Source organism: Caproicibacter sp. (assembly GCF_046707225.1).
Lineage (GTDB): Bacteria > Bacillota > Clostridia > Oscillospirales > Acutalibacteraceae > Caproicibacter.
The window spans coordinates 19884-40140 of the sequence record NZ_JBJKOP010000034.1; the positions used below are offsets into that span (position 1 = coordinate 19884).

At 47.2% G+C, this 20257-nt stretch carries 23 protein-coding genes; 9 read left to right on the plus strand and 14 right to left on the minus strand.

The annotated features are described in order from the left end of the window. Positions 1 to 30: 30 nt before the first annotated feature. The 11 genes from ACLQ3M_RS07605 to ACLQ3M_RS07655 form a co-directional block, all read right to left on the minus strand. Positions 31 to 594, minus strand: coding sequence for a YodL domain-containing protein (locus ACLQ3M_RS07605; RefSeq protein ID WP_411677099.1), 564 nt, complete (start codon positions 592 to 594; stop codon positions 31 to 33). Positions 595 to 633: 39 nt separating this feature from the next. Next, positions 634 to 1209: a hypothetical protein gene (locus ACLQ3M_RS07610; protein ID WP_411677100.1), complete on the minus strand. Its 576-nt coding sequence runs from the start codon at positions 1207 to 1209 to the stop codon at positions 634 to 636. Then, positions 1199 to 1495: an AbrB family transcriptional regulator gene (locus ACLQ3M_RS07615; protein ID WP_411677101.1), complete on the minus strand. Its 297-nt coding sequence runs from the start codon at positions 1493 to 1495 to the stop codon at positions 1199 to 1201. Before ACLQ3M_RS07615 ends, ACLQ3M_RS07610 begins: the two co-directional genes overlap by 11 nt. Continuing rightward, positions 1492 to 1941 carry a hypothetical protein gene (locus ACLQ3M_RS07620; RefSeq protein WP_411677102.1) on the minus strand — a complete coding sequence of 150 codons (450 nt, stop codon included), beginning with the start codon at positions 1939 to 1941 and terminating at the stop codon, positions 1492 to 1494. The genes ACLQ3M_RS07615 and ACLQ3M_RS07620 overlap by 4 nt, the downstream gene beginning before the upstream one ends. A 34-nt stretch (positions 1942 to 1975) precedes the next feature. Next, positions 1976 to 2902, minus strand: a complete 927-nt coding sequence (locus tag ACLQ3M_RS07625) for a DNA adenine methylase (protein WP_411677103.1) — start codon at positions 2900 to 2902, stop codon at positions 1976 to 1978. 4 nt (positions 2903 to 2906) lie between these two features. Beyond that, positions 2907 to 3110: a hypothetical protein gene (locus tag ACLQ3M_RS07630; RefSeq protein WP_411677104.1), complete on the minus strand. Its 204-nt coding sequence runs from the start codon at positions 3108 to 3110 to the stop codon at positions 2907 to 2909. Positions 3111 to 3267: 157 nt separating this feature from the next. Further along, the gene (locus ACLQ3M_RS07635) at positions 3268 to 3594 is read right to left on the minus strand and encodes a hypothetical protein (RefSeq protein ID WP_411677105.1); all 327 of its coding nucleotides are present in this window, start codon (positions 3592 to 3594) and stop codon (positions 3268 to 3270) included. Between the two features lie 14 nt (positions 3595 to 3608). Further along, on the minus strand, positions 3609 to 4640 hold the full coding sequence (locus ACLQ3M_RS07640) for a hypothetical protein (RefSeq protein ID WP_411677106.1): 1032 nt from the start codon (positions 4638 to 4640) through the stop codon (positions 3609 to 3611). 5 nt (positions 4641 to 4645) lie between these two features. Then, positions 4646 to 5869, minus strand: coding sequence for an antirestriction protein ArdA (locus tag ACLQ3M_RS07645; RefSeq protein ID WP_411677107.1), 1224 nt, complete (start codon positions 5867 to 5869; stop codon positions 4646 to 4648). After that, positions 5862 to 6587, minus strand: a complete 726-nt coding sequence (locus tag ACLQ3M_RS07650) for a DUF4314 domain-containing protein (protein WP_411677108.1) — start codon at positions 6585 to 6587, stop codon at positions 5862 to 5864. Before ACLQ3M_RS07650 ends, ACLQ3M_RS07645 begins: the two co-directional genes overlap by 8 nt. Before the next feature lies 1 nt (position 6588). Then, on the minus strand, positions 6589 to 7740 hold the full coding sequence (locus ACLQ3M_RS07655) for an LPD28 domain-containing protein (RefSeq protein WP_411677109.1): 1152 nt from the start codon (positions 7738 to 7740) through the stop codon (positions 6589 to 6591). A gap of 425 nt (positions 7741 to 8165) precedes the next feature. Between ACLQ3M_RS07655 and ACLQ3M_RS07660 the strand changes: the two genes are divergently transcribed. The 7 genes from ACLQ3M_RS07660 (at position 8166) to ACLQ3M_RS07690 (ending at position 16057) form a co-directional block, all read left to right on the plus strand. Beyond that, on the plus strand, positions 8166 to 8765 hold the full coding sequence (locus ACLQ3M_RS07660) for a type IV toxin-antitoxin system AbiEi family antitoxin domain-containing protein (RefSeq protein ID WP_411677110.1): 600 nt from the start codon (positions 8166 to 8168) through the stop codon (positions 8763 to 8765). Beyond that, entirely contained in the window at positions 8765 to 9679 is a 915-nt protein-coding gene (locus ACLQ3M_RS07665) for a nucleotidyl transferase AbiEii/AbiGii toxin family protein (protein WP_411677111.1), read from the plus strand. Before ACLQ3M_RS07660 ends, ACLQ3M_RS07665 begins: the two co-directional genes overlap by 1 nt. Before the next feature lie 96 nt (positions 9680 to 9775). Continuing rightward, positions 9776 to 11389 (plus strand): DNA cytosine methyltransferase, encoded by a 1614-nt coding sequence (locus tag ACLQ3M_RS07670; RefSeq protein ID WP_411677112.1) that lies wholly within the window; start codon positions 9776 to 9778, stop codon positions 11387 to 11389. After that, the gene (locus ACLQ3M_RS07675) at positions 11389 to 12687 is read left to right on the plus strand and encodes a hypothetical protein (protein ID WP_411677113.1); all 1299 of its coding nucleotides are present in this window, start codon (positions 11389 to 11391) and stop codon (positions 12685 to 12687) included. The genes ACLQ3M_RS07670 and ACLQ3M_RS07675 overlap by 1 nt, the downstream gene beginning before the upstream one ends. Before the next feature lie 13 nt (positions 12688 to 12700). Continuing rightward, positions 12701 to 14695, plus strand: coding sequence for a DEAD/DEAH box helicase (locus tag ACLQ3M_RS07680; RefSeq protein ID WP_411677114.1), 1995 nt, complete (start codon positions 12701 to 12703; stop codon positions 14693 to 14695). Continuing rightward, positions 14670 to 15638, plus strand: a complete 969-nt coding sequence (locus ACLQ3M_RS07685) for a DUF3883 domain-containing protein (RefSeq protein ID WP_411677115.1) — start codon at positions 14670 to 14672, stop codon at positions 15636 to 15638. The genes ACLQ3M_RS07680 and ACLQ3M_RS07685 overlap by 26 nt, the downstream gene beginning before the upstream one ends. Continuing rightward, entirely contained in the window at positions 15635 to 16057 is a 423-nt protein-coding gene (locus ACLQ3M_RS07690; RefSeq protein WP_411677116.1) for a very short patch repair endonuclease, read from the plus strand. The genes ACLQ3M_RS07685 and ACLQ3M_RS07690 overlap by 4 nt, the downstream gene beginning before the upstream one ends. 168 nt (positions 16058 to 16225) lie before the next feature. On the opposite strand, the gene ACLQ3M_RS07695 is transcribed toward ACLQ3M_RS07690, so the two are convergent. The 3 genes from ACLQ3M_RS07695 to ACLQ3M_RS07705 form a co-directional block, all read right to left on the minus strand. Next, a complete protein-coding gene (locus ACLQ3M_RS07695; RefSeq protein WP_411677117.1) occupies positions 16226 to 16603 on the minus strand; it encodes a hypothetical protein in 378 nt (125 codons plus the stop codon). A gap of 78 nt (positions 16604 to 16681) precedes the next feature. Continuing rightward, complete coding sequence (locus tag ACLQ3M_RS07700; RefSeq protein ID WP_411677118.1) at positions 16682 to 17260, minus strand: helix-turn-helix domain-containing protein; 579 nt, start codon at positions 17258 to 17260, stop codon at positions 16682 to 16684. After that, complete coding sequence (locus ACLQ3M_RS07705) at positions 17257 to 17715, minus strand: hypothetical protein (protein WP_411677119.1); 459 nt, start codon at positions 17713 to 17715, stop codon at positions 17257 to 17259. The genes ACLQ3M_RS07700 and ACLQ3M_RS07705 overlap by 4 nt, the downstream gene beginning before the upstream one ends. Before the next feature lie 1093 nt (positions 17716 to 18808). Between ACLQ3M_RS07705 and ACLQ3M_RS07710 the strand changes: the two genes are divergently transcribed. After that, a complete protein-coding gene (locus ACLQ3M_RS07710) occupies positions 18809 to 19030 on the plus strand; it encodes a helix-turn-helix domain-containing protein (RefSeq protein WP_411677120.1) in 222 nt (73 codons plus the stop codon). 29 nt (positions 19031 to 19059) lie between these two features. Beyond that, positions 19060 to 20208 carry a DNA cytosine methyltransferase gene (locus ACLQ3M_RS07715; protein ID WP_411677121.1) on the plus strand — a complete coding sequence of 383 codons (1149 nt, stop codon included), beginning with the start codon at positions 19060 to 19062 and terminating at the stop codon, positions 20206 to 20208. Positions 20209 to 20257: the final 49 nt, after the last annotated feature.

Below are 20257 nucleotides of genomic sequence, written 5' to 3' on the forward strand. Positions count from 1 at the left end.
ATAGAAAAGCAGCCGTCCGGCTGCCGGGGGTCACAGGCTCATTTGCGGGCCCTGTTGTTCCTGCTCCGGCGCCTGAAACGCAATCTCCTTAAAGCCGAAGCGGTCGACATAGTGAAAGGTACTGCCGGATGCGTCGTACAGCTCCACCACGTCCGATATGGAGAGGCTGTGTCCCTTGTAGCCGGGTGGGTGGTCAACATTGAATTTTTCATAGAGCGCTTCAAGGTCGTTGGTTTCCACCTCGCCGTCGTAGGCCACCTCATAATTTTCCGGGTCCGGCTCCCCGAAGCGTTCCGTCAGCTCGTCGTAGCCGATGAATTTCATCATGACGTCGGTATCGGGCTTCAGCTGATGAACCCGGCATTTTTTGAGCGCCCGCGGGGTTCCCTCCGTGTCGGGGGCACCGGACGCGAGGCTGTCATAGGTGCCGGCCGCCCATTCCACTGAGAGCCCTTTCTGTTCTGAAAGATAAGACTCCATTTCATCGGTTCGGAACATGGGGTCGATGACCGCCATGTTCCGCTTTGCGTCAAGATATCCCGCGGTGTTGCCATAGTACAGGATACGGTTACTTTTCATTTGAATACCGTCCATGGGGGTTCCTCCTTTCCCGGCTTTCCGTCCAGGCATGGTTCACAGCTTCAGTTCCATGCCGTTATCCGGCTCCTGCCGCTGCGCGTCCGGAGCCTCCCGCGTCGGGAAGATGAGCTTGCCGTCCCGCATTTCAATAACGCAGCAGTCCTCACGGTCACAGATCATGAGGCGGTGCTGGTAGCGGCTCTGGATGTCGATATACTCCCGGACCTCCAGATCGTTCGCAAGCGGGACGCCGGAGGCATACCGGCCGTCCGGCAGAAAGCAGTAACCGAAGAACTCCGGCTCTTTCGGAATCTCCGAATCCAGCGGACGGATCTGCGAGAGCTGGAGCCGCGCGCGGTCTGGGAGCAGTTCGGGCTTTAACAGGCCGAGAAGGTCCCCGCGCTTTCTGCCGACGCATTCCCCGTTTGCGAGGGACACGGCGCACACGGCGTCGTCGGCCGCGTTCGGGAAGCTGCCCACAACGCCTTCGCAGAGTAGGAGCTGGCGGACGCCGCGCCGGTCTTCCGGCAGTGCTTCCGGGTCGATGACGACCACAAAACCGGCGATGAACATGCCGGTTCCGGTCTGGACGCAGTCCTCGGCCCCGTATTGTAATTTTTCAGTCGGCATGCGGCGGCTCCTTCCCGTCGTGAAGCTGCTCCAGCAGCTTTGCGGCGATGGCAATCTTTTTTTCCTCCGGCATGTCCCGGATCGCGGCGTAAACAAAGGCTTCCACCGCCTCCGGAGACTGGTCGCCCACCTCGATAAGCTCCACCTTTTTCACGCTGACGGCCCCCTGGCTTACGCCCAGCCGGACGATGTCGCCGTAATCCATGCCGGACGCGGCGCGGAGCTCTCTTGGAATGAGGACGCGGCCCTTGCCGTCCACGACCTTATACATCTGCTTTGCTTTCATGCAAAATAACCCTCCTTTTTCATGACCTCCCGCACGGTGTCGGGATGGATGCCGAAGGACCGAAACATATCCCTGAGACCGTCCGGCAGGCGGTCGAGGACGTCCGATTCCCGGATGATGATGGCGCCGGGGACGCAGGTAACGTCCAGATCCCCGTCTACTGGGATGCCCGCGGCCCGCAGGAGATCGTGCGGCAGAGCGAAATCATCCGCTTCCTCAGCGTCCTCCTCGTCCTCATCGCCGCCGCGATCCTGTGTAAAGAAAGACAGAGCCGAATCCTTCGGCGCGGCCAGCATCATCAGGCCGGGGAATTCTCCGTTCTCCGGGACGGCCAAGAGCGCGGACACCTCGTCGCCGGGTTGGAATCCTTCGAGGCTCACGGACTCCATGGGCAGAATCAGGCGGCACTCCTTGTCAACATTTGCGGACACTTTCAAAAGCTTCATATTGGTTTCCTCCTAAAATTTATTGGATCGGATTTCACGCGGTAAGCCCGGCGGTGTCGAAAAGCCCCAGCTGGACCGGCATGTCCCGCAGGCGTTCGCCGGTGTCGTAGTTGGAGATCAGGACTTCGGCGTACTCGCAGCCGTTGTCATACCGCTGCGCCAGATTGTTGAGGCGGCTGACCGCTTCGATCCGGAAGTCCTGATACAGCTCCCGGATGAATTCGCAGTCGTTGTAGCTGACCAGAAATTTGCCCTGGCAGCCCTTCAGGGTATCCCGCAGACGGAAGTGATCCTCTCTGCGGAATTCCACGGCGTAGTGGCCTTCCGTCAGATAGTACGGCGGGTCGCAGTAGATGAACGCATTTTCCCGGTCGTACTGTTTGATGAGCTCCTCGAAGTCCTTGTTCTCAATGACGGTGTCCCGGAGCCTCCGGCTGCCCTGCCAGATGAGGCCGAAGGTCTTTCGGATATCGAAGGGCTGGCAGCCATAGCTAGCGCAGCCGCTTCCGTAGCTGTAGCGGATCACCTTAAAAAACGCGGCGGCGCGCCGGATGTCGTTCATCCCGGCTCTTTCCAAAAGGATTGCCCTAATCTCGTCGAACTGGACGGGCGTCAGCTCCCGCTGGGCGAGCTCCAGCTCCTGACGCATAAACGCGTCGGTGAATTCTTCCTGTCCCAGAAATTTTTTCAGTACAAAGAATTCATCCCGGCCGTTTAAGGGCAGGAAGCCCAGCTCCTTCAGAAACGCCATCGGCTGGTCGCGGACGCAGTGGAACAGGTTGGCAAGGTCGGAATTAAAGTCGTTGTAGACCTCCATGGCGGCGTCGGGACGGCGCCCGAACAGCACCCAGCCGCCTCCGCCGAAGACCTCGATGTATCGCCCGAACTCCTTCGGCATTTTCTGATAGATCAGGTCCCGCAGCGCTTTTTTGCCGCCCACCCAGCTGATGATGCTGTTCATCGCGTCACCTGCCTTTCCCGGCCCGGCAGAATCTGTCCATGTCGGTTTTCATACAGGAGCCGTCCGGACTCCAGCAGATAAAGCCGACGCGGGGATACGGGCAGCCCTCGCAGCGTGAGAGATCCCGCGGAGATGGTACGGTGTATTTCTTCGGAGGACCGGTCGCTCCGGCCCCTGTTTTTTCTTCCGCTTTGTTTTCCTGGCGCATGGTGCGCTTCTTTCCCGGAAAACAAAAAAGGCGCCGCCTTTTTTCAAAGACAGCGCCTCTCGTTTTCCGTATGCGATTGTGTATGGATTTGATAATGGGCCGCTTTTTTCCCTGAAACGCAAAAAGCGCCTTCCGATTTTTTTGAAATCAGAAGGCGCTACATGTGAAACTGCATCCCCTGGTCGGGATACAGGATGGCGAAACGGGAGGTTTGAAGCTCCGCCGCGTCGCCGTTTTTCAATATCTCGGGTTGCATTCCGATCCAGCCCAAGTCTTCCGCGGAGGCTGGTTCGGGAGGACCCTGCCCGTAGCGGAACGATTTGACGATAACGGCGATGTACTCCGATTCGCCGCAGTCCTCCACCAGCTCCCGGTATACTTTGGAGCTTTGGATGTCCTCCAGTTCCGGTATGCCGCCCATGATCCCGATATCCCGGATGCCGGTGTTGGTTTCCAGACCGACGATAGAAAATATTTTGCTCATTCCGTCAGCCTCCTTCACATCAGACTCAAACTCTGTTCCCGCGGGGCGGACTCGCTGAATTCATGGAGAAACGCCTGATCGTTCCGGGCAATATATCCGTCCGCGCAGCGCTTGAGCCCCAGTCGTTCGATTTCGGACTTGCAGTAGGCGGCATAATCGAAGTACGGGGCCGCGGCGCTGTTGGGATCGACAATCCCCGACCGCTCGGCAATCCGGCGGTCGAACTTTCCCCAATATTCCTCGGAAGGAATTAAATCATAGCAGTGCAGGTTTTGGGTGATGTCCAGCGCCTCGTCGAGCCGGGTGCAGCCTTCCAGTTCCATCGCCGCCCGGAAATATTCGTCGAAGCAGGGCATTCCCTGTCCCTGTTCCTCCAACACGTAACCGAGGTTATTACCGGCGTCGATGAGCTGTTCGAGGGTCGCGTACTGACGCGCGGGATTCGTGATATTCCAGAGGCAGCATTTGGCCTCCAGCAAAACCGCGCCGTTCCAGCCCGTCACGCCGAGCGCTTCCCGCGCGGCGGCCAGCTCGTCCGGCTCGCCGGTGACGGGTTCGTGGTCGGGGAGCATGAGCCACACGCCGTCCGGACAGTGAGCGGACGCCAACTTCAGCCGCATGGCCGCGTCACCGGCCGTTAGTCTGCTGAGAGAGTCTCCGGCAGCGTATCTCTGTTGGAGGGGAGAGGTCTGTTCCACGAAGCCGCCCGATGTAAAAACGCCGCCATGCCGCTCCCGCAGGTCGCGTCCCCAGCGCGCCGTATCGAGAAGGGATATCCGCTTTTCGGGAATCTTTTCCCGATAGCGGGCGGCGTAAGCGCCGAGCGCGGCATTGTCCGTCGCGCCAAGACAGAGGGAAAAGCTGTCGAGCTGCTCCGTCAGATTGATCAGATCCGCGGCAGTGTCGACGGATTGAAGCTGAGAGGCACCCTCCAGCAGATACCGTTCCCGGACGGACATTTCAGAAAGACGCCAGCCAAGGTATTGTGTTTCCTCCGCCGTTCCGGGAAGACCTTTCCACGGATAGGGATACGGGTAATTCTTCATGTTGCTCACCTCATTTCCAGTTGCGGCCCGGGCCGGTTCAGGCACTGCTCCACCGTCCGGCCGTTTCGGGAGACGAGGATGCCGTAATCGGTGGCGGAGGCGAGATTGTGCTCCATGAGCTTTTCGCCGTAATGATGGAGAGCTGCGTCATCGGAAAGCAATTCCTCTTTCAGCGGGATGGAGCATTTCGCGAGCTCCGCTTTCGCGTAGTCCGAGGGAGTCGCGGCTTCCCGCAGAAGAGAAAACTCGTCGGCCTGATACGCGAGGTCGAGCGCCTCGTCCAGCGAGATATCGTCGGGAGCCACTGCGATCATGGCCTTGCAGACCGGGATGCCGCCCTCCCGGTCGAGGTGGCGGAGCTGCCCCGCCAGCTCATTGACCAGTCCGTAGCAGTCGCCGTTCGCGGCTTCCAACTCGTCGGTGATTTTCTCCTTCAGCCGGGGGACGGCACAGTCCACGGCGGTGAACGCGCATTCCTCCGGGGAGGCTGCGCCCACTTCCTTCACCGCGTGAAAAAGCTCCTGATCGCCGGCGGGCAGCTTCAGGAGCGCGGAGAGGTCGTTTTCAGATTCGGGATCGTTGAAGCGTCCCTTGGTCACGCGGAGGAACACGGTATAATCCGGCCTTTCGATGGTGACGGCCTCTCCGCGCTGGTACAGCCGCGCGATGATGCCGTTCTGCACCACATACCCGTGGGGCGTGAAGACGCCGCCCTCGCCCTCGCGCATCTCCTTGCCGATCTTGCCGAAGTCCAGCCAGGCGTAGACGTTGTCCGGCACGCTGTCGAGTTGCGGGACGAATCCGTTTTCCGCGTAGAATTTGCCGAGGGATTCGTCATCGTGCGCTTCATAGGCGATCTGGCAGTGCTCCATGCTGGCGGTCATGTTGATGAGCCGGTCCACGGGGATCGGTTCATAGCTTTTCTGCACGGCGTCCATCATCACCATGCCCTCGAAGCAGTCCAGCTCCCAATCGCTGAGCGAGGAGAGCCGCTGGCACAGGTGATTCAGCTCGTAGAGGTTGGAGCTCGGGCTGAGAAACTGCGGCAGGTAGTCTAGCTCGCAGCTTACGATCTCGCTGGAGTAGATGACGCGCTCATCCGTCACGCGCGCCCTGTCGAGCGCGTCCAGAATTTCATAGGGCGCGGCGGGCAGCGCGAGGGTTGCGGAGGCATCTGCACCGAGCGGACCGGGACGGCTGATTTCCAGCTCCATGATTTTGCTATTCAAGCGTCATTCCTCCCATCCGCTGGCCCTGCTCCAGCTCGTCCCGCGTCATGACGCTCCAGCTTTGATCACTGCTCCACAGGCTGACGTAAAGCTCGCCGTCCTCGGTTTTGATTGGGCGCTGCTCAAACCCTTCTCCGAAGCCGTCTGCTGCCTGACCGATGATGGTTTCCTTTAGCCGGTCGAGTTCCTCCGCCGTCAGATCGCCCTGCACGCGGCACTCGGCAACCCCCATCAATTGGCCCTGGCAACGCTCAACCGTGAAAACGTAAGACCGCACCTTGTTGTTTACGCCGTCGTCCGCGCCGTAGTATTTCATAAGGCCGCGCTCCGCTTCCTCCGGCCTCCGTTCTTTCAGAAGGGCGGCGAGAATGTGATCCTCATAGGAAAGGGCCGTCCGGCCGTCAAGCTCAATGGGATCATCGTCCATGTCGCCGTATTCGTTGCGCTCATAGCTTCTGACGGTGAGCGGCATGTACAGCTTCAGCGTCTGAAGCGGCTGCGGAATGACGGAAAAGCGATCCTCGCCGGGGATGAGCGCGAGGGTGCGGCCGTTGTCCCATTGCATCTGAAGCTGGCCCGCGTCGTCCACAAAATCAACGGTTCCCTCAGTGCCGGATGGCACCGGGGCGTAGGGATCGCGCATTTCCGTGAGCCGGATGCGGGTGCCGGGCGGATACTGCTCCTTCATGAATTTCACCCATTCGGGGTTCTGTCTCATTTCATAAACCTCCCATCGTGATGCCCTGCTCGGGCGTCTGTTCTATGATTGCCCCGCGTAGCTTTTCCACCGCCTCCACTATGACCGGATCGCCGGAGAAACTGGCGAGTCGAGTGTAGTCCTCCGACAGCTGTTGTTCGCCGTTCAGCGTGATCACGAGATCCACGGTGGCGATCCCGTCCTTGGTCACGCCGAGCCGCTTGCTGCCGCAGCCTATGTCGTTATACAACCGGATCGCATCCGGAAGCGTCAGGCCGCCGGTGAGCTTTTCACTGGGCGTGTTATAATCCTGAAAAATGAACCAGCTGTAGCTGTGCGGCAGCGTGTTGTCCGCGGCGTTCCGAAGCATTTCCTTTCCGGCCTCCGTGAGCCCATGCTCCTGTGCGGGAGCTTCCTGCTTCATATTCATCCGCTGCGCCCGCAGGTCGAAAGCGGTGAGATAGGCGTGGTAATCTCCGGGGCCGGGATTGCACCGCAGGCAGTAGCGGTACCGTTCCGTTTCAATCACGTACCCGTAGTTCTGCCGCCAGCCGCCCTCGATCTCTCCGCCGCGGTTGCCGCAATAATTTGCCATGGCGCTGAGATTTTTCAGTGGGCCGGTTTTCCGGATCTCGTTGACCAGCTCCGTCAGCTCCGCCTTGAATTCGGGGCTGTTCAGCGACTCGCCGCTGCGGGGATGCCAGGTGTGCCAGAACTCGTCGCCGCCGCGCCCAAAATCGATGCGGACATGGCCGATGGCGCCCAGCGCCGCGTCCTGTTCCTTCGGCAGGGCATAAAAAATACCCGCCTCATTGGGAGAGGCGGGCCGCAGGATGAATTTCCGGTTGTCGGGCGGAAGCGCGATGCCGTGTTCCTCACAGAATTCCGGCAGCGTCAGGCATTCACCGAGAAAATTGAGCTTACCGCGCAATCGGCGGAAGCCCTCCTTGGGAATGGTGATCGGCTCGGCGGTCAGCACCGTGCCGGCGTGATTGACGACGACCTGGTTTTCCAGCGTCGTCGGCTTGCCGGGATCGTAGTCGGAGCCGCGCAGGTCGTAGCAGTGGAAGCCTTCGGGTATCGTACCGCGGTCAACGCGGGAATCCGTAAAGAGGGCGGGCTTCCCGAAAAGCTCCACATGTTCATACTGTTCCTCTCTGGCGTTTACGCTCATATGACTTTTTCATCTCCTTCTTGTTTTGTCAAGCACACAGGATACCATGAAGCGGCGGAAATAGCTATCCCATATTCATTCCGCCGAACTCCTGAGCCGGATGGGGCTAGGTAAAATCCATCAGGGCCTGATCCGCGTTGTCTTTCTGAGAACATAGCCGCAGGAAATATACGCGCCGCCATGATTGGCATAATACTCGGCGCCGATTTTTCCATAGTCCAGATGGGGCTGAATCATAAGAAGTACAGTATGTTTCCCCACGTGTTCATATAAATTGAATATTATTAAAATATCCGCTTGTCATTAAGTTAAGTTTAAAACTTGTATTGACGAATAAGGGAATAAATAGTATAATAAAAAATATGATTCTATAACTTAATCCGCTTGCCAGAATAAATATGTTGAAAGTTGAAGAAGGTGTCATAATGCGTTCGCTTGACGAAATTAAAGCCATTTTTCAAAATCATCAAGGAATACTGAGAACCTGCGAACTTTATACCGAACATATCTATTATGCTGATATTCAAAAGCTTATTGCGGACGGCGTTATCGGAAAAGTGCGATATGGATACTACCAATTGCTCGATAATATGAGCTTAAGTGAAGTGACCACTGTAACTCGCCTATTTCCGGATGCGATATTGTGTATGGACACCGCACTATTCCATTATCGTTACAGTGACCGGACTCCACTTGTTTGGCATCTGGCTGTTAGTAAAGACGGGGGTAAAAGCCGGTTCAAAATTGATTATCCTTTTGTAAAACCGTACTATATTGAACCAGCTCTGTTGGAATTGGGTATGGCCCATGATCAAATGGATGATTATCCTGTCCGAATCTATAACAAAGAGAGAACAATATGCGATTGTCTACGCTATATGGGAAAAATGGATAAAGAAGTCTTTAACACCGCCATCCGTCGCTATGCTGAGGATAATGCAAAGGATATTCCGCGACTAATGGAATATGCAAAAAAGATGCGTGTAACGCAAAAGGTGAAAGCACTGATTGGAGTGTGGATCTGATGCCAGACAAAGGAGCTTCCATTCTTGCCCAGCTGAAAAATAAAGCTAAATTATCTGGAGTCGCTTATCAGCAATGTCTTCAGTTATTCTTTCAAGAAGAATTTTTACGCAGATTATCCAAATCTGAATATGCTGAAAATTTAATCTTGAAGGGTGGACTGTTCGTCTATACGCTTACAAATTTTGAAAGCCGAGCGACAGTAGATGTGGATTTTTTACTGCGCTATATGAATAGCGGCTTAGATCATATGGATGAGGTAATTGCAAAAATTTTGGCAACACACACCGGCAATAATGATGTTGTGGTGCTTACGGCTAAGAAAACAATACCAATTGCAGTGCAGCGTAAATATCCTGGCGTTAGCACACAAATAATTGGTCATATTAAGAACGTGCGCGTACCTTTTGATGTAGACATCGGAGTGGGTGACATTATTATTCCAGGCGCACAAAGGCGCACGGTACGGACACAGTTAGATGGTTATGAAACGCCTGAGATTCTTACCTATTCTCTAGAAAGTACAATTGCTGAGAAATTTGATGCCATTCTCCAGCGATTTGAATTGACCGGACGTATGAAAGATTTCTTTGACATCTATTATCTAGCTAACACTTTTTGTTTTGATGGTCGCAGTTTGCAGGAAGCTATTATGCAAACTCTTTCAAACCGTGGAACACCTTATAATAAAGAAAGCTTTGATCGGATCATTACGTTGACTGATGATTCAGATATGCTTGTTAAATGGCGATATTTCTTAAAGAATATCCGCAATAAAGAGTTGCCTTTCAGTGATGTTTTAGATAGCATCAATCTGTTTCTACGCCCAATTTGGTCCTCCATTGTCCGCGAGGACGAATTCTTTGGCGAGTGGGACTGCGTGGCAAAAGCTTGGAAGGTGGAAGATATCAGATAGAAGATATTCAAAAATCGCCATACCAATTGACTTGAGAGTTTGCTGGGGCAAGAGATTATTCATAAAAGATTTAAGCAAGTAGCGGAGTGTGTATCAATGAGAGTATCCGATTTTTTTTGCGGTGCAGGGGGATTTTCTGAGGGATTTAGACAGGCTGGTTTTGAAATTTGTTTTGCTGTCGATAAGTGGGAACCAGCTATAAATACATACGCAGGTAATAAACCAGGAGTAAATGTTATACAGGATGATGTGATTCGCATCTCGCAATTGAATGATGAAGAATTTGAGCAATTGGTTCCCGATACTGAAGTAATTATTGGTTCACCACCTTGTCAAGCCTTTTCAAGCTCTAATAAGTCTGGTAATGGAGATAAATCTTTAGGTATACAACTGATAGAAGCATATTTAAGAATAATTGCAAGGAAAAGATTTAAATATGGATCAATTTTGAAATATTGGGTACTTGAAAATGTTCCTAACGTTAAAAACTATATTAAGGAGTCATATTCCGCGGAAGATTTGGGGTTGCCCGGAAACTTTGTGTTGTTTCCAAATGGGCAAAATTCAGGCTTATATAATGCAAAATATTTTGGAGCTCCAACAAACCGAGAGAGATATCTTTGTGGTGAATTTCCTTGTCCGCAAAAAACGCATGATGATGAGAGTGCCATTACGTTGAGAAAAGTGTTGACATCTTTACGAGAACCTCTTTCAAAATGCCACGACCCTATTACTGACCTCAATTATCCAGAATTGATACTGCCTAATGAAGAAATATCTGATCACCATTATATTTACGAGCTTCAGCCATTTGAGTGGGAAAAAGCTAAACGACTAAAACAAGATAAGGGATATATGGGGAGGATGGCATTCCCAGAAAATCTTGATAGGCCTTCCAGAACTGTAATGGCAAATATGTCTGCTAGTTCACGCGAATCAATGATACTAGGTTATGGAAATAATCAATATCGGTTGCCAACAGTTCGAGAAGTTGCAACAATGATGAGTTTTCCTATTGATTATCGCTTTTACGGCCCCTCAAAAGGAGTAAAATATACTTTAGTTGGAAACTCTGTCCCACCAAAACTGTCTTATGCGATAGCAATTGCTATACTTAGAGCTGAGCATGAACCTATACCTGTTGGATACCCCAAAATTGTATATAATAATGATATTCCATTTATCAATTTAAACCATGTCGTGATTCCTCCCAATGTTGAAAAGCCCAAAAGAGAAGTGGCAAAATTTAAGTATCATATTCCTTATTTAATAATCAACGCGTTTCGCGTCGAGCTGACTAATTATTATTCCGATTTCGATCATTGCATGTTTAAATGGAATGTCGAATTGCACTATAGCCAAGGTAAGGATAAGGCGAAAATTTATTATCCAACAATAGATGCTAATATTATTGAGGATGAAGTCCTACGTGAAATAGACCAATGGATTGATAATATAAATAACTTCATTCCAAACTTTCAACAGTTTCAAAAAGTTTTTTGTATGACTACTATAGAAAGAAATAGACAGACATTTTGGGGTCCGTATCAACTTCTGAATGAAGTCCGTGCATTGCTTGATCGTATTCTTTCTGATACTGAAAAGAAAACCATCGTAGGAATCAAGTCGGAACCACATTCATTACCGTACGCAATAGCCATTGGTTATTACATACTTGAAAAGATAATAAAAAGTATGGAGGGGAAATAATGGACGCCGAGACGCGAAAAGCTAAACTGACAGAACTCCGAGCCAATGAAAATAACGTTGCAATGACTGGTATACCGCTCCGTTATAAAGGTTCAACGTTAACGGTCAAAGTTTATAGAATTCCGCTTGTATACTTGGTTTATAATAAATATAATGGACGCATTGGAACCGAGATAAAATCATATGAGACGCAATACGGGTCCTTGGACCCCGAAAATCGAACTGATAGTCTTATAATTGAAGATTTTTTATATAAGTCTAAAGAAGATCGAAATCGGGTTACAATGGAAAGTCTGCAGCGCAACAGACAGCAAAGATATGGGATTGTAACCGCGGATGGTATTATTATTGACGGTAACCGTAGGGCAATGTTACTCAATCGCTTGTTTAGAAATCGTGGTTCTGAAATACATAAGCAGTTTTCGCTTTCGGAAGTTGATCATTGTCAATACTTTTTAGCAATTATCTTGCCAGATAATGCAGAGGAAAAGGATATCCAACAACTCGAAACAATCTACCAGATGGGCGAAGACGATAAGCTAGACTATAATCCAATCCAAAAATATCTGAAATGTAAAGAGCTCAAAAGATTCTTTGATGTTGACGCAATCGCGGATTTTATGGGAGAGAAGCCTGGCACTATTCGGGAATGGCTATCTATTTTAAAACTAATGGAAGAATACCTTGACGAATATGGATATTCTGGTATTTACACTCGTCTGGAAAAGACTGAAGGTCCTTTTGTTGACTTGAATAGCTATCTGGATTCATACAAGAAACATGTAGGATCGGTAAGCCAAATTGACTGGAACTACACTGATTCCGACATATCAGATTTAAAACTAGTATGCTTTGATTACATTCGCGCTCGGTACGAGGGTAAAGAATTTCGTGATATTGCAAAGACAGGGAAAGACGGTAGTTTATTTTTTCACCATGACCTTTGGACTGATTTCTTTAAAAAGCATAGTGACACTATATCTACTATTAGTGAGCCAACAGTTGAAGAGCTACGCACTTCGCATCCTAGTGAGGATCTTCCCAGGCTACTTAAAAGCAGAGACAACGCGTGGACCGAGGCTACAAAGGGTGAGCTTGAAGGAAATCTGCGAAGAAATGTACGGAAACTTGAAGATAAGCGCGATGCCAATAAGCCTCGTGAACTATTGACGCGTGCATTAAGCGCACTTAAATCGGTCGACCAAGAGCAGGATAGTTTTCTACACGATCCCAATATTCTTGATATGGTTAAGGAAATCAATAAAATAACTTGGGAAATGAAAAAAGTTTTAGATTGAGAAAGTGGATGCGATGAGTAAGGTTTCTATCGACATAGATACCAGTCAAAGATATATATACTTGACTGGTGATATAGACGCATTGCAAGCAAATCGCTATGTGATGAGATACTTGCGTGATTTTTTTAATCCGTCTATTGAAGAAAGTAGGATTTCCATTGAAATCGGTGGTAACGAAATAAATCAAGTCCTTTCCAATGTCCGTAATATGCTTTCTAAATACGGCTTTGAAGAGAGCCGGAGTGAATCGACAAATCGGGTTCTTCAGAACTTTTACGAGGAAGAAGACAAATTTTCAGTATTTTCCCAAGAGGCACTTAACATACGGAACAATAATTGTAATACCACCGATTTCAAACTATTTACGAATGTAATAGAGGCTCAATTTCCAACCCGTTCATTATACCCGCTCCAACTTCTCTCGGCATATCACTTAGCTTTTTCTCAAAATGCATGCAACTTTTCCGTACCAGGCGCAGGAAAGACAAGCATTGTTTATGGCGCTTATGCGTATTTACACAATCCATCCATTGATGATATGAAAAAGGTCGATAGATTACTAATTATTGGACCATTAAGTTCCTTTGGTCCGTGGGAGCAGGAATACTTTGAGTGCTTTGGTCGATGGCCTATTGCAAAACGTTTGATTAGCGGAATTAGCAAAGAAGAAAAGCAGGATTATCTATGTTCATTACATCCTGCAGAATTGACACTTATTTCATATAATTCACTTTATTCTTTACAAGATGAAATTGAATACTTTCTTAAATACAACAATGTTATGGTAATCCTTGATGAAGCACATAAAGCAAAAAACACAAACGGAGGTGTTATAGCTCAGGCTGTTCTATCTATTGCGAAATATTGCAAATCGAGAGTTGTCCTAACAGGTACCCCGGCTCCCAATGGCTATGAAGATCTTTATAATATGTTTAAATTTATTTGGCCTACGAAAAACGTAATGGGATTTGAGACTAACCAATTGCGTGATATGTCCAGTAGACATAACGATCCGCGAGCTAGTCAGCTTATTTCTAATATCTCTCCATATTTTATAAGGATTAAAAAGAGCGACCTTGATATCCCATCAGCAACATTTAATCCACCTATATATGTTGAAATGGGGCCGTCTCAACGTAGGATATACGACTTCATCGAGAGGCGCTATGTTGAATCATTTATGCAAGAAGGTCCACTAGACACTTCTTCACGTTTTAAGTCAGCAATAGCTCAGGCAAAAATGATTAGATTGATGCAAGCGGCCACTGATCCGACTATGCTTCAGGCTCCATTGAATGATTTTTTCTCTGACGAAGATCGCCCGAACGAAGCTTATCACGCAATTAATGATACTAATGTTCTGGAAGAGATATCAAAATACAACTCTTTGGAGACACCTGTGAAATATATAGCTGTTAAAAAACTTGTGGAGAAGATTATTCAGGATGGTGGAAAAGTTGTTGTTTGGGCAACATTTCTCCATACAATTCATGGATTAAAAAGCTACCTTTCGGAAAATGGGATAATGGCTCAAGAGTTGTATGGAGCCATTCCTGTCGAACAAGGTGGAATTGAGCAAGATCCTGAGTCCGAAGATCAGCTATTGACACGGGAACGGATTATACGAGAGTTTCAAATGGATGAATGCCCCTACAAAGTCATTTTAGCAAATCCTTTTGCTGTGGCAGAATCTATTTCATTGCATAAAGCATGTCATAACGCAATTTATATTGAGAGATCTTTTAATGCTGCACATTATGTACAGTCTAAAGATAGGATTCATAGGTATGGCCTTAAGCCAGGGACTCAAACAAACTATTATTTCGTGATTTCCCGTAACTCTGTTGATGAAACTATAGATGAAAGATTAAACGAAAAGGAACGCCGAATGACGGAAATAATGGAGAGTATGCCCATACCGCTTTTTGATAATGTTACAGATGATGTGGGCGATGAAGATATAAAGGCGTTGATTCGAGACTATGTTAGAAGAACTAAAAAAATATAATGAAATTGGTCAAAAAAGAGACATCTTATATTTCCTTCAACATGTGATAGGGAATCAACATCAAACACATGCTGATATAAAATCGATTTGCGCTCATGTTATGGGAAACTATATACTTAATGTAGATGCACTTTTAAGCTTTTGCTCAATTTTTCAGTTGACTGAAGAAAGTGAGAAAGTTTATATCAAAAGCTCTGTCATTCCATTTCTTTCAGACGAAAAAAAGCTGTCTGATTTCATCGTATCTACTATAATAGAGAATCTCTTTTTAAATGGCGTTTTAAATGAGATGCAATTTACGTTTGATCTCTTATCCAAAAAGTATCGATTTTATAATGAAAAATTAGATTTGACTTGGTCAAATATTAGAAATGTGTTGATTAGTTTTGGATTTTTTAACCTTGAGCGGACTTTATATAGTACAAAATTCTACATTTCCAGCGAATATGAGGTGCTATTAAAGCCACACATTATAAAAAGAAAACGATCAATGAGTTTGGAACAGCTCAAAAGGCAACTTGAGGAAAATGAAAAAGCTGGAGACCTTGCAGAGAAATATGTACTTTTATATGAACAGCATCGAATCAACGATTTTGAAAAATCAAAAAACATTAAGATTATATCTGCAATTGACGTAGGTGCAGGCTATGATATTATTTCTTTTAATACCATATCATCCCCAGATTATGATAGATTCATTGAAGTCAAGGCTGTTTCAGCTGGGTGGAGTTTCTTTTGGTCGAGGAATGAAAAGGAAATTGCTCAATTACATGGAGACAAATATTATTTATACCTTGTAGAACTCTCGAAAATTAGCGAAACTTACGAACCTTTGATTATTCAAAATCCTGCTAAAGTCATGTTTGAAAAAAACAATTGGTATATAGAGCCACAATCATATCAAATTAGATCAGCTTTTCCTCTGGAGAATGATAGTAAATGAAGCATCCAATATTAAAAACTACTCCAGAAATATCAGAACGCATGGGGCGTGTCCATCTTAAAGGTGGTAAGGCAGAAGAATTATTAGCAAAGGCCCTGTGGCACAATGGGATACGCTATCAAAAAAACTATAAGAAATTATTTGGGTCACCAGATATCGCAATCACAAAGCAAAAAATTGCAATATTTGTTGATGGTGAGTTTTGGCACGGGTATAACTGGGAAGTTCAGAAAGATAAGCTTAAATCAAATAGAACTTATTGGATTACAAAGATTGAAGAGAATATTGAACGTGATAAGCGAAATGACAAATTATTAGTTCAAGATGGTTGGAAAGTATATCATTTTTGGGAAAAACAAATTTTAAAAGATCTTGATAGTTGTATGTATACTATTCTTAAGGTAATCAGTGCAAAATAGCCTAGCCTTAGATTAAATTGTTGTCCTATTATCCGACATTTGAATTTTCAACAAGATAGTCTACCGTCACAGCTTATTCAAACTAAAGTGGGCATATTTGGGGGTATATAAGGAAAGCTGATCTTATGAATGCAACGCTCTATGACAAAATATTCTCGGACAGAAGCATTACCGATCTGAAAAAATCAAATAAAAGTTTCCAGACATTAACATGATGTATACACTGTCGTGCCGATAGAGACTTCGGCAACGCCGCCTATGCCACAATACGCGGTTTCGTGCTAAAATTTGAGGACCTTGGCCTTTTGTCAGCACAAAAATACGGAAATAAAGTGAAATACTCCGTACTGGATAAATAATCAAAATCAAAAGGCACGGTCGTGGGTGATTCATCACTCCATTTCCGTGCTTTTTCCGATTGTAGGCTTTGGGGTTTTCTGGCTTGCGGGTAACGGGATTCAACGCGCCCCAACTTCCTCGCCGTGCTATGGCAAGCTCCCGTCGCTTTTTCTTGGATAGTTTCTCATAGGGAATGAATTTTTCCATCTTGTCAACCTCCTGGCTAAATAAAAACTCAGGCTAAAACAGAGCCGGTTTCTATTTTAGCCTAAGTTCATCAAAATATCAACGCCGGGCGGTTTCACCATGATATTCCTCAAAAAAACGGTTCAGCAGTTTCTGGTGCTTTTTCGATTTATGTATAATGAGGTAGCCGTCATGGCAGTAAAAATCAACTAACCATACCTTAGCTGTCACAGATTGGTTATAGAGTAAAACGCACCTCAATTTTCCCGTAGAGATCCAATCTTGAAAGGCGCTGTCGGAATAGCCTGTCAGCTGCGCCATTTTTCTTTTGGTCATGGCATCCGGTGCGGCAGACCACTCATCCTCCAGCCAGAGGCGGAATTCTTCTACAGGCAGCCTTTGTGCCCCTTTGCCGTGCTGATGCGGAGTGGCAGAAGAAAAGGTTCCGCTGGGAAGCACATACTTTTCCGGATGCTCTTCCATCTCCTCCAGATAAGAAATTACATCCTTCAGCTTGACCCGAAAGTTGCGCGTCTTCTTGCCGCTGTCCTTGCAGGGGATGTAGCCGTTTTTCAGCATATAGCTGGCTTTACGCTTGCTGATGTGCAAGATCGTGCGCATTTCGTCCAGAGTCAGGTCTTCAGGATACTGGTCCTTCAAATCGGCATACTTGCTCATTTTTTGGAACCCCGTTCGGACTTCTGCTTTTTGCACTGATATAGCACCACACCCTTGTAACGGTCATTACCTGAGGAAACATAGGATTCCAACATCTTTTCCCGGCACATGGGCGCCAGCAGCACCTTTCGGCAGTATTGGTTGGATATCCCCAGTATACTCGAAATCTCAGAAGCAGTTCGCGGCTTGGCGCAGTACTTTTGGATTTCCTTGCGCTGGTCGGTGGGCGAGATGCATTCGGTGTAGCCGCTGGCGAGAACAAAGTCAATCACGTCCTGCTTGGCCACATGATATTTGTTGGTCACAAGATAACAGGAAATCAGGTTGCCCTTCAGCATGTGGTAAACGGTGTTGATACCGAGGTGGAGCATTTTGGATACGTCCTCGGGAAATACGCAGTCGGGATATTTTTTGAACTGCCGCTCCAGCTTTTTACGGAGTTGTTCCTGTATCATTTAAATTCTTCCTTTCCGTTGTTTGCCGACGGCAGAAAGGAGAATCATTCTAAAATCAGGGTCTTGCTTCTTGCAATTTTACAAGGTCGGTTCTTGAAAGGCGCATGGCGTCAGGGAATTTCATCTTGCAGTTTTCTTGCACTTTTGCAGAAAATCAGCAAAACAGCGGCATTTTTGCCTGAAATCCGGTTGATGAACCAGAGCGCTTATGAGTCCTTATTTTATCAGGGTTTGCTGGCTCAAAGCCTTGGAAACACTAGGTTTCACGGCGGTTTTTCCCGTAATGAACTGTGATGTTCTGTGAGATACCGTGCCGTTTCCCCAACGGCTCGAAATCAGGTTGTCCTCACGGGCACGTGAGTTCGAATCTCACCGCCTCCGCCAAAAATTGACCGAGGCATTGATACGATGCCTCGGTCAACTCTTTTATTTTGCGTATCAGGAAAGCCTGCAATACAAGTGATTTGCCCCATAGGGGTATTCAAAATTCTTTGTATTGCAGGCTTTTTCTGCATTGCGGGGCTTTTCCGGCACTCTCGGTTCAAGGTTGAATTTGAATACCCCTTGAGGAAAAATAAAATAGTTCTACGGAAAATAACAGAGTTCAAAGAAAAATAAAAGTGTTTGATTTGCTCTGCTCAACACCTTGATTTGATAGTGTTAGTTGGTCTAATCAGACTTTTTCGCCGAGTACTTCGTGGATTTTCTCTTTTTTATGCCATTCCCGCCAATCTCGATATTGCTCCGGCGGGAGCGTTCCTCTTGTACTTTATTAAAGATTTCCTCCGGGATAATTGCTTCGTTATTCTCCTCGGAAGCATATCTGTCTTAAGGGATTCTTGCCACCGGGCAATTTGGAGACCAGGCGGTAAGAATCCCTTGTTCTTTTCTGTCAGAACTAATCGAAGGAGTACGTTTTTTCGAGGTTGCGGATATGTTATTATTGAATAGAAGCGTCGCGTGTACACTTTTGCTTGCTACTGTGGGATTGGTGATGTGCTGGTGATATGCTATAAAGATGTTGTAATAATGAGTGTAATATGTTATAATAATTTAATGTTTGATTGTACATCTTACTCGAGGGGAGATCAGAATGAGTTTTTCGGAAGATATTAAAAAGATTCGTCGAAAAGCCTTTTTATCGCAAGAAGAGTTTGCGAAAAAGATAGGAGTATCTTTCGCTACAGTCAACCGTTGGGAGACTGGAAAAGCCACGCCAAATTTTAAAACAATGAAGTTGATCGATGCATATTGTAAAAAGAATGCAATTGATTTCGATGTTTGTGACATTGTTGAGTCCAAACACAAAGATTGACAATATTTAACTTGAGAGGTTATACCACAGTGAATAACGTAGTTAGAGAAATTCCAGGAGGCGATTACGCCTTCTTAAGAAATAAGAAACCAAAGAGGCTGCCTGGGAATCCAGAAAAGACGGTTAGGCTTGTAGATTTGTTTTGCGGCTGCGGCGGCATTTCCCTTGGGGTCAAGGAGGCCTGCAACACTCTAAACTATGGTTTGGATATTCCTTTGGCTGTTGATTTTGAAAAGGAAGCCAGCGATTGTTATGAGTGCAATTTTCCTGAGGCGAATGTTGTCAATGGAGACATCACCCAATTGTTTTCCGATATGGTAGGTTCTCCTTTTACTGAGAAGGAGATAGAGCTTCAACAAATGGTAGGACATGTTGATTTGCTTGTTGGTGGACCTCCCTGCCAAGGGCACTCGGATTTGAACCGCTATACAAAGCGGAATGACCCCAAAAATCATCTCTACCTATATATGGCAAGAGCGGCAGAACTGTTTCGTCCAAGGTTAGTCATTATCGAAAATGTTACTGGTGCATTACATGATAAAGGACAAGTTGTTCAGTGTGTTCAAAAGGATTTAACCAAGCTCGGTTACAAAGTGGATATTGGAATTGTGGACTTGGTAAAGATTGGAGTTCCTCAGACGCGCAGACGCTTAATACTTCTTGCGTCTTTAGATAATGTTTTCTCTGTTGAGAAAATACAAGAGGAATATACAGTTAGCCAAGAGAGAACTGTTGATTGGGCAATTGGAGATTTAACGGGTGTTGCTCAATCAACGTTATTGGATATGCCCTCTATTCCTTCCAAGGAAAATCAACGGCGGATTCATTACTTGTTCGAACATAATGTATATGACCTGCCGAATGAGGAACGCCCTCCTTGCCATAGAGATAAAAAACATTCATATAACAGTATTTACGGGCGGTTGCATCCCGACAAACCGTCCCAGACAATCACTAGAGGCTTCTATAATAATTGTATGGGGAGATATGTCCATCCAACACAAAAAAGAACACTGACTGCACATGAAGCGGCCCGCTTACAGTTCTTCCCGGATTACTTTGACTTTTCTTCTGTAAGTAACAAGACTGCTCTTGGAATTATTGTGGGAAACGCGGTTCCAATGAAACTACCATATATCTATGCACTAGCGCTCTTAAGCGAAAAAGAACATGGGTAGATATTGGCCGAAAGGCAAAATATCTATAAGAGATTATACGCCATATTGC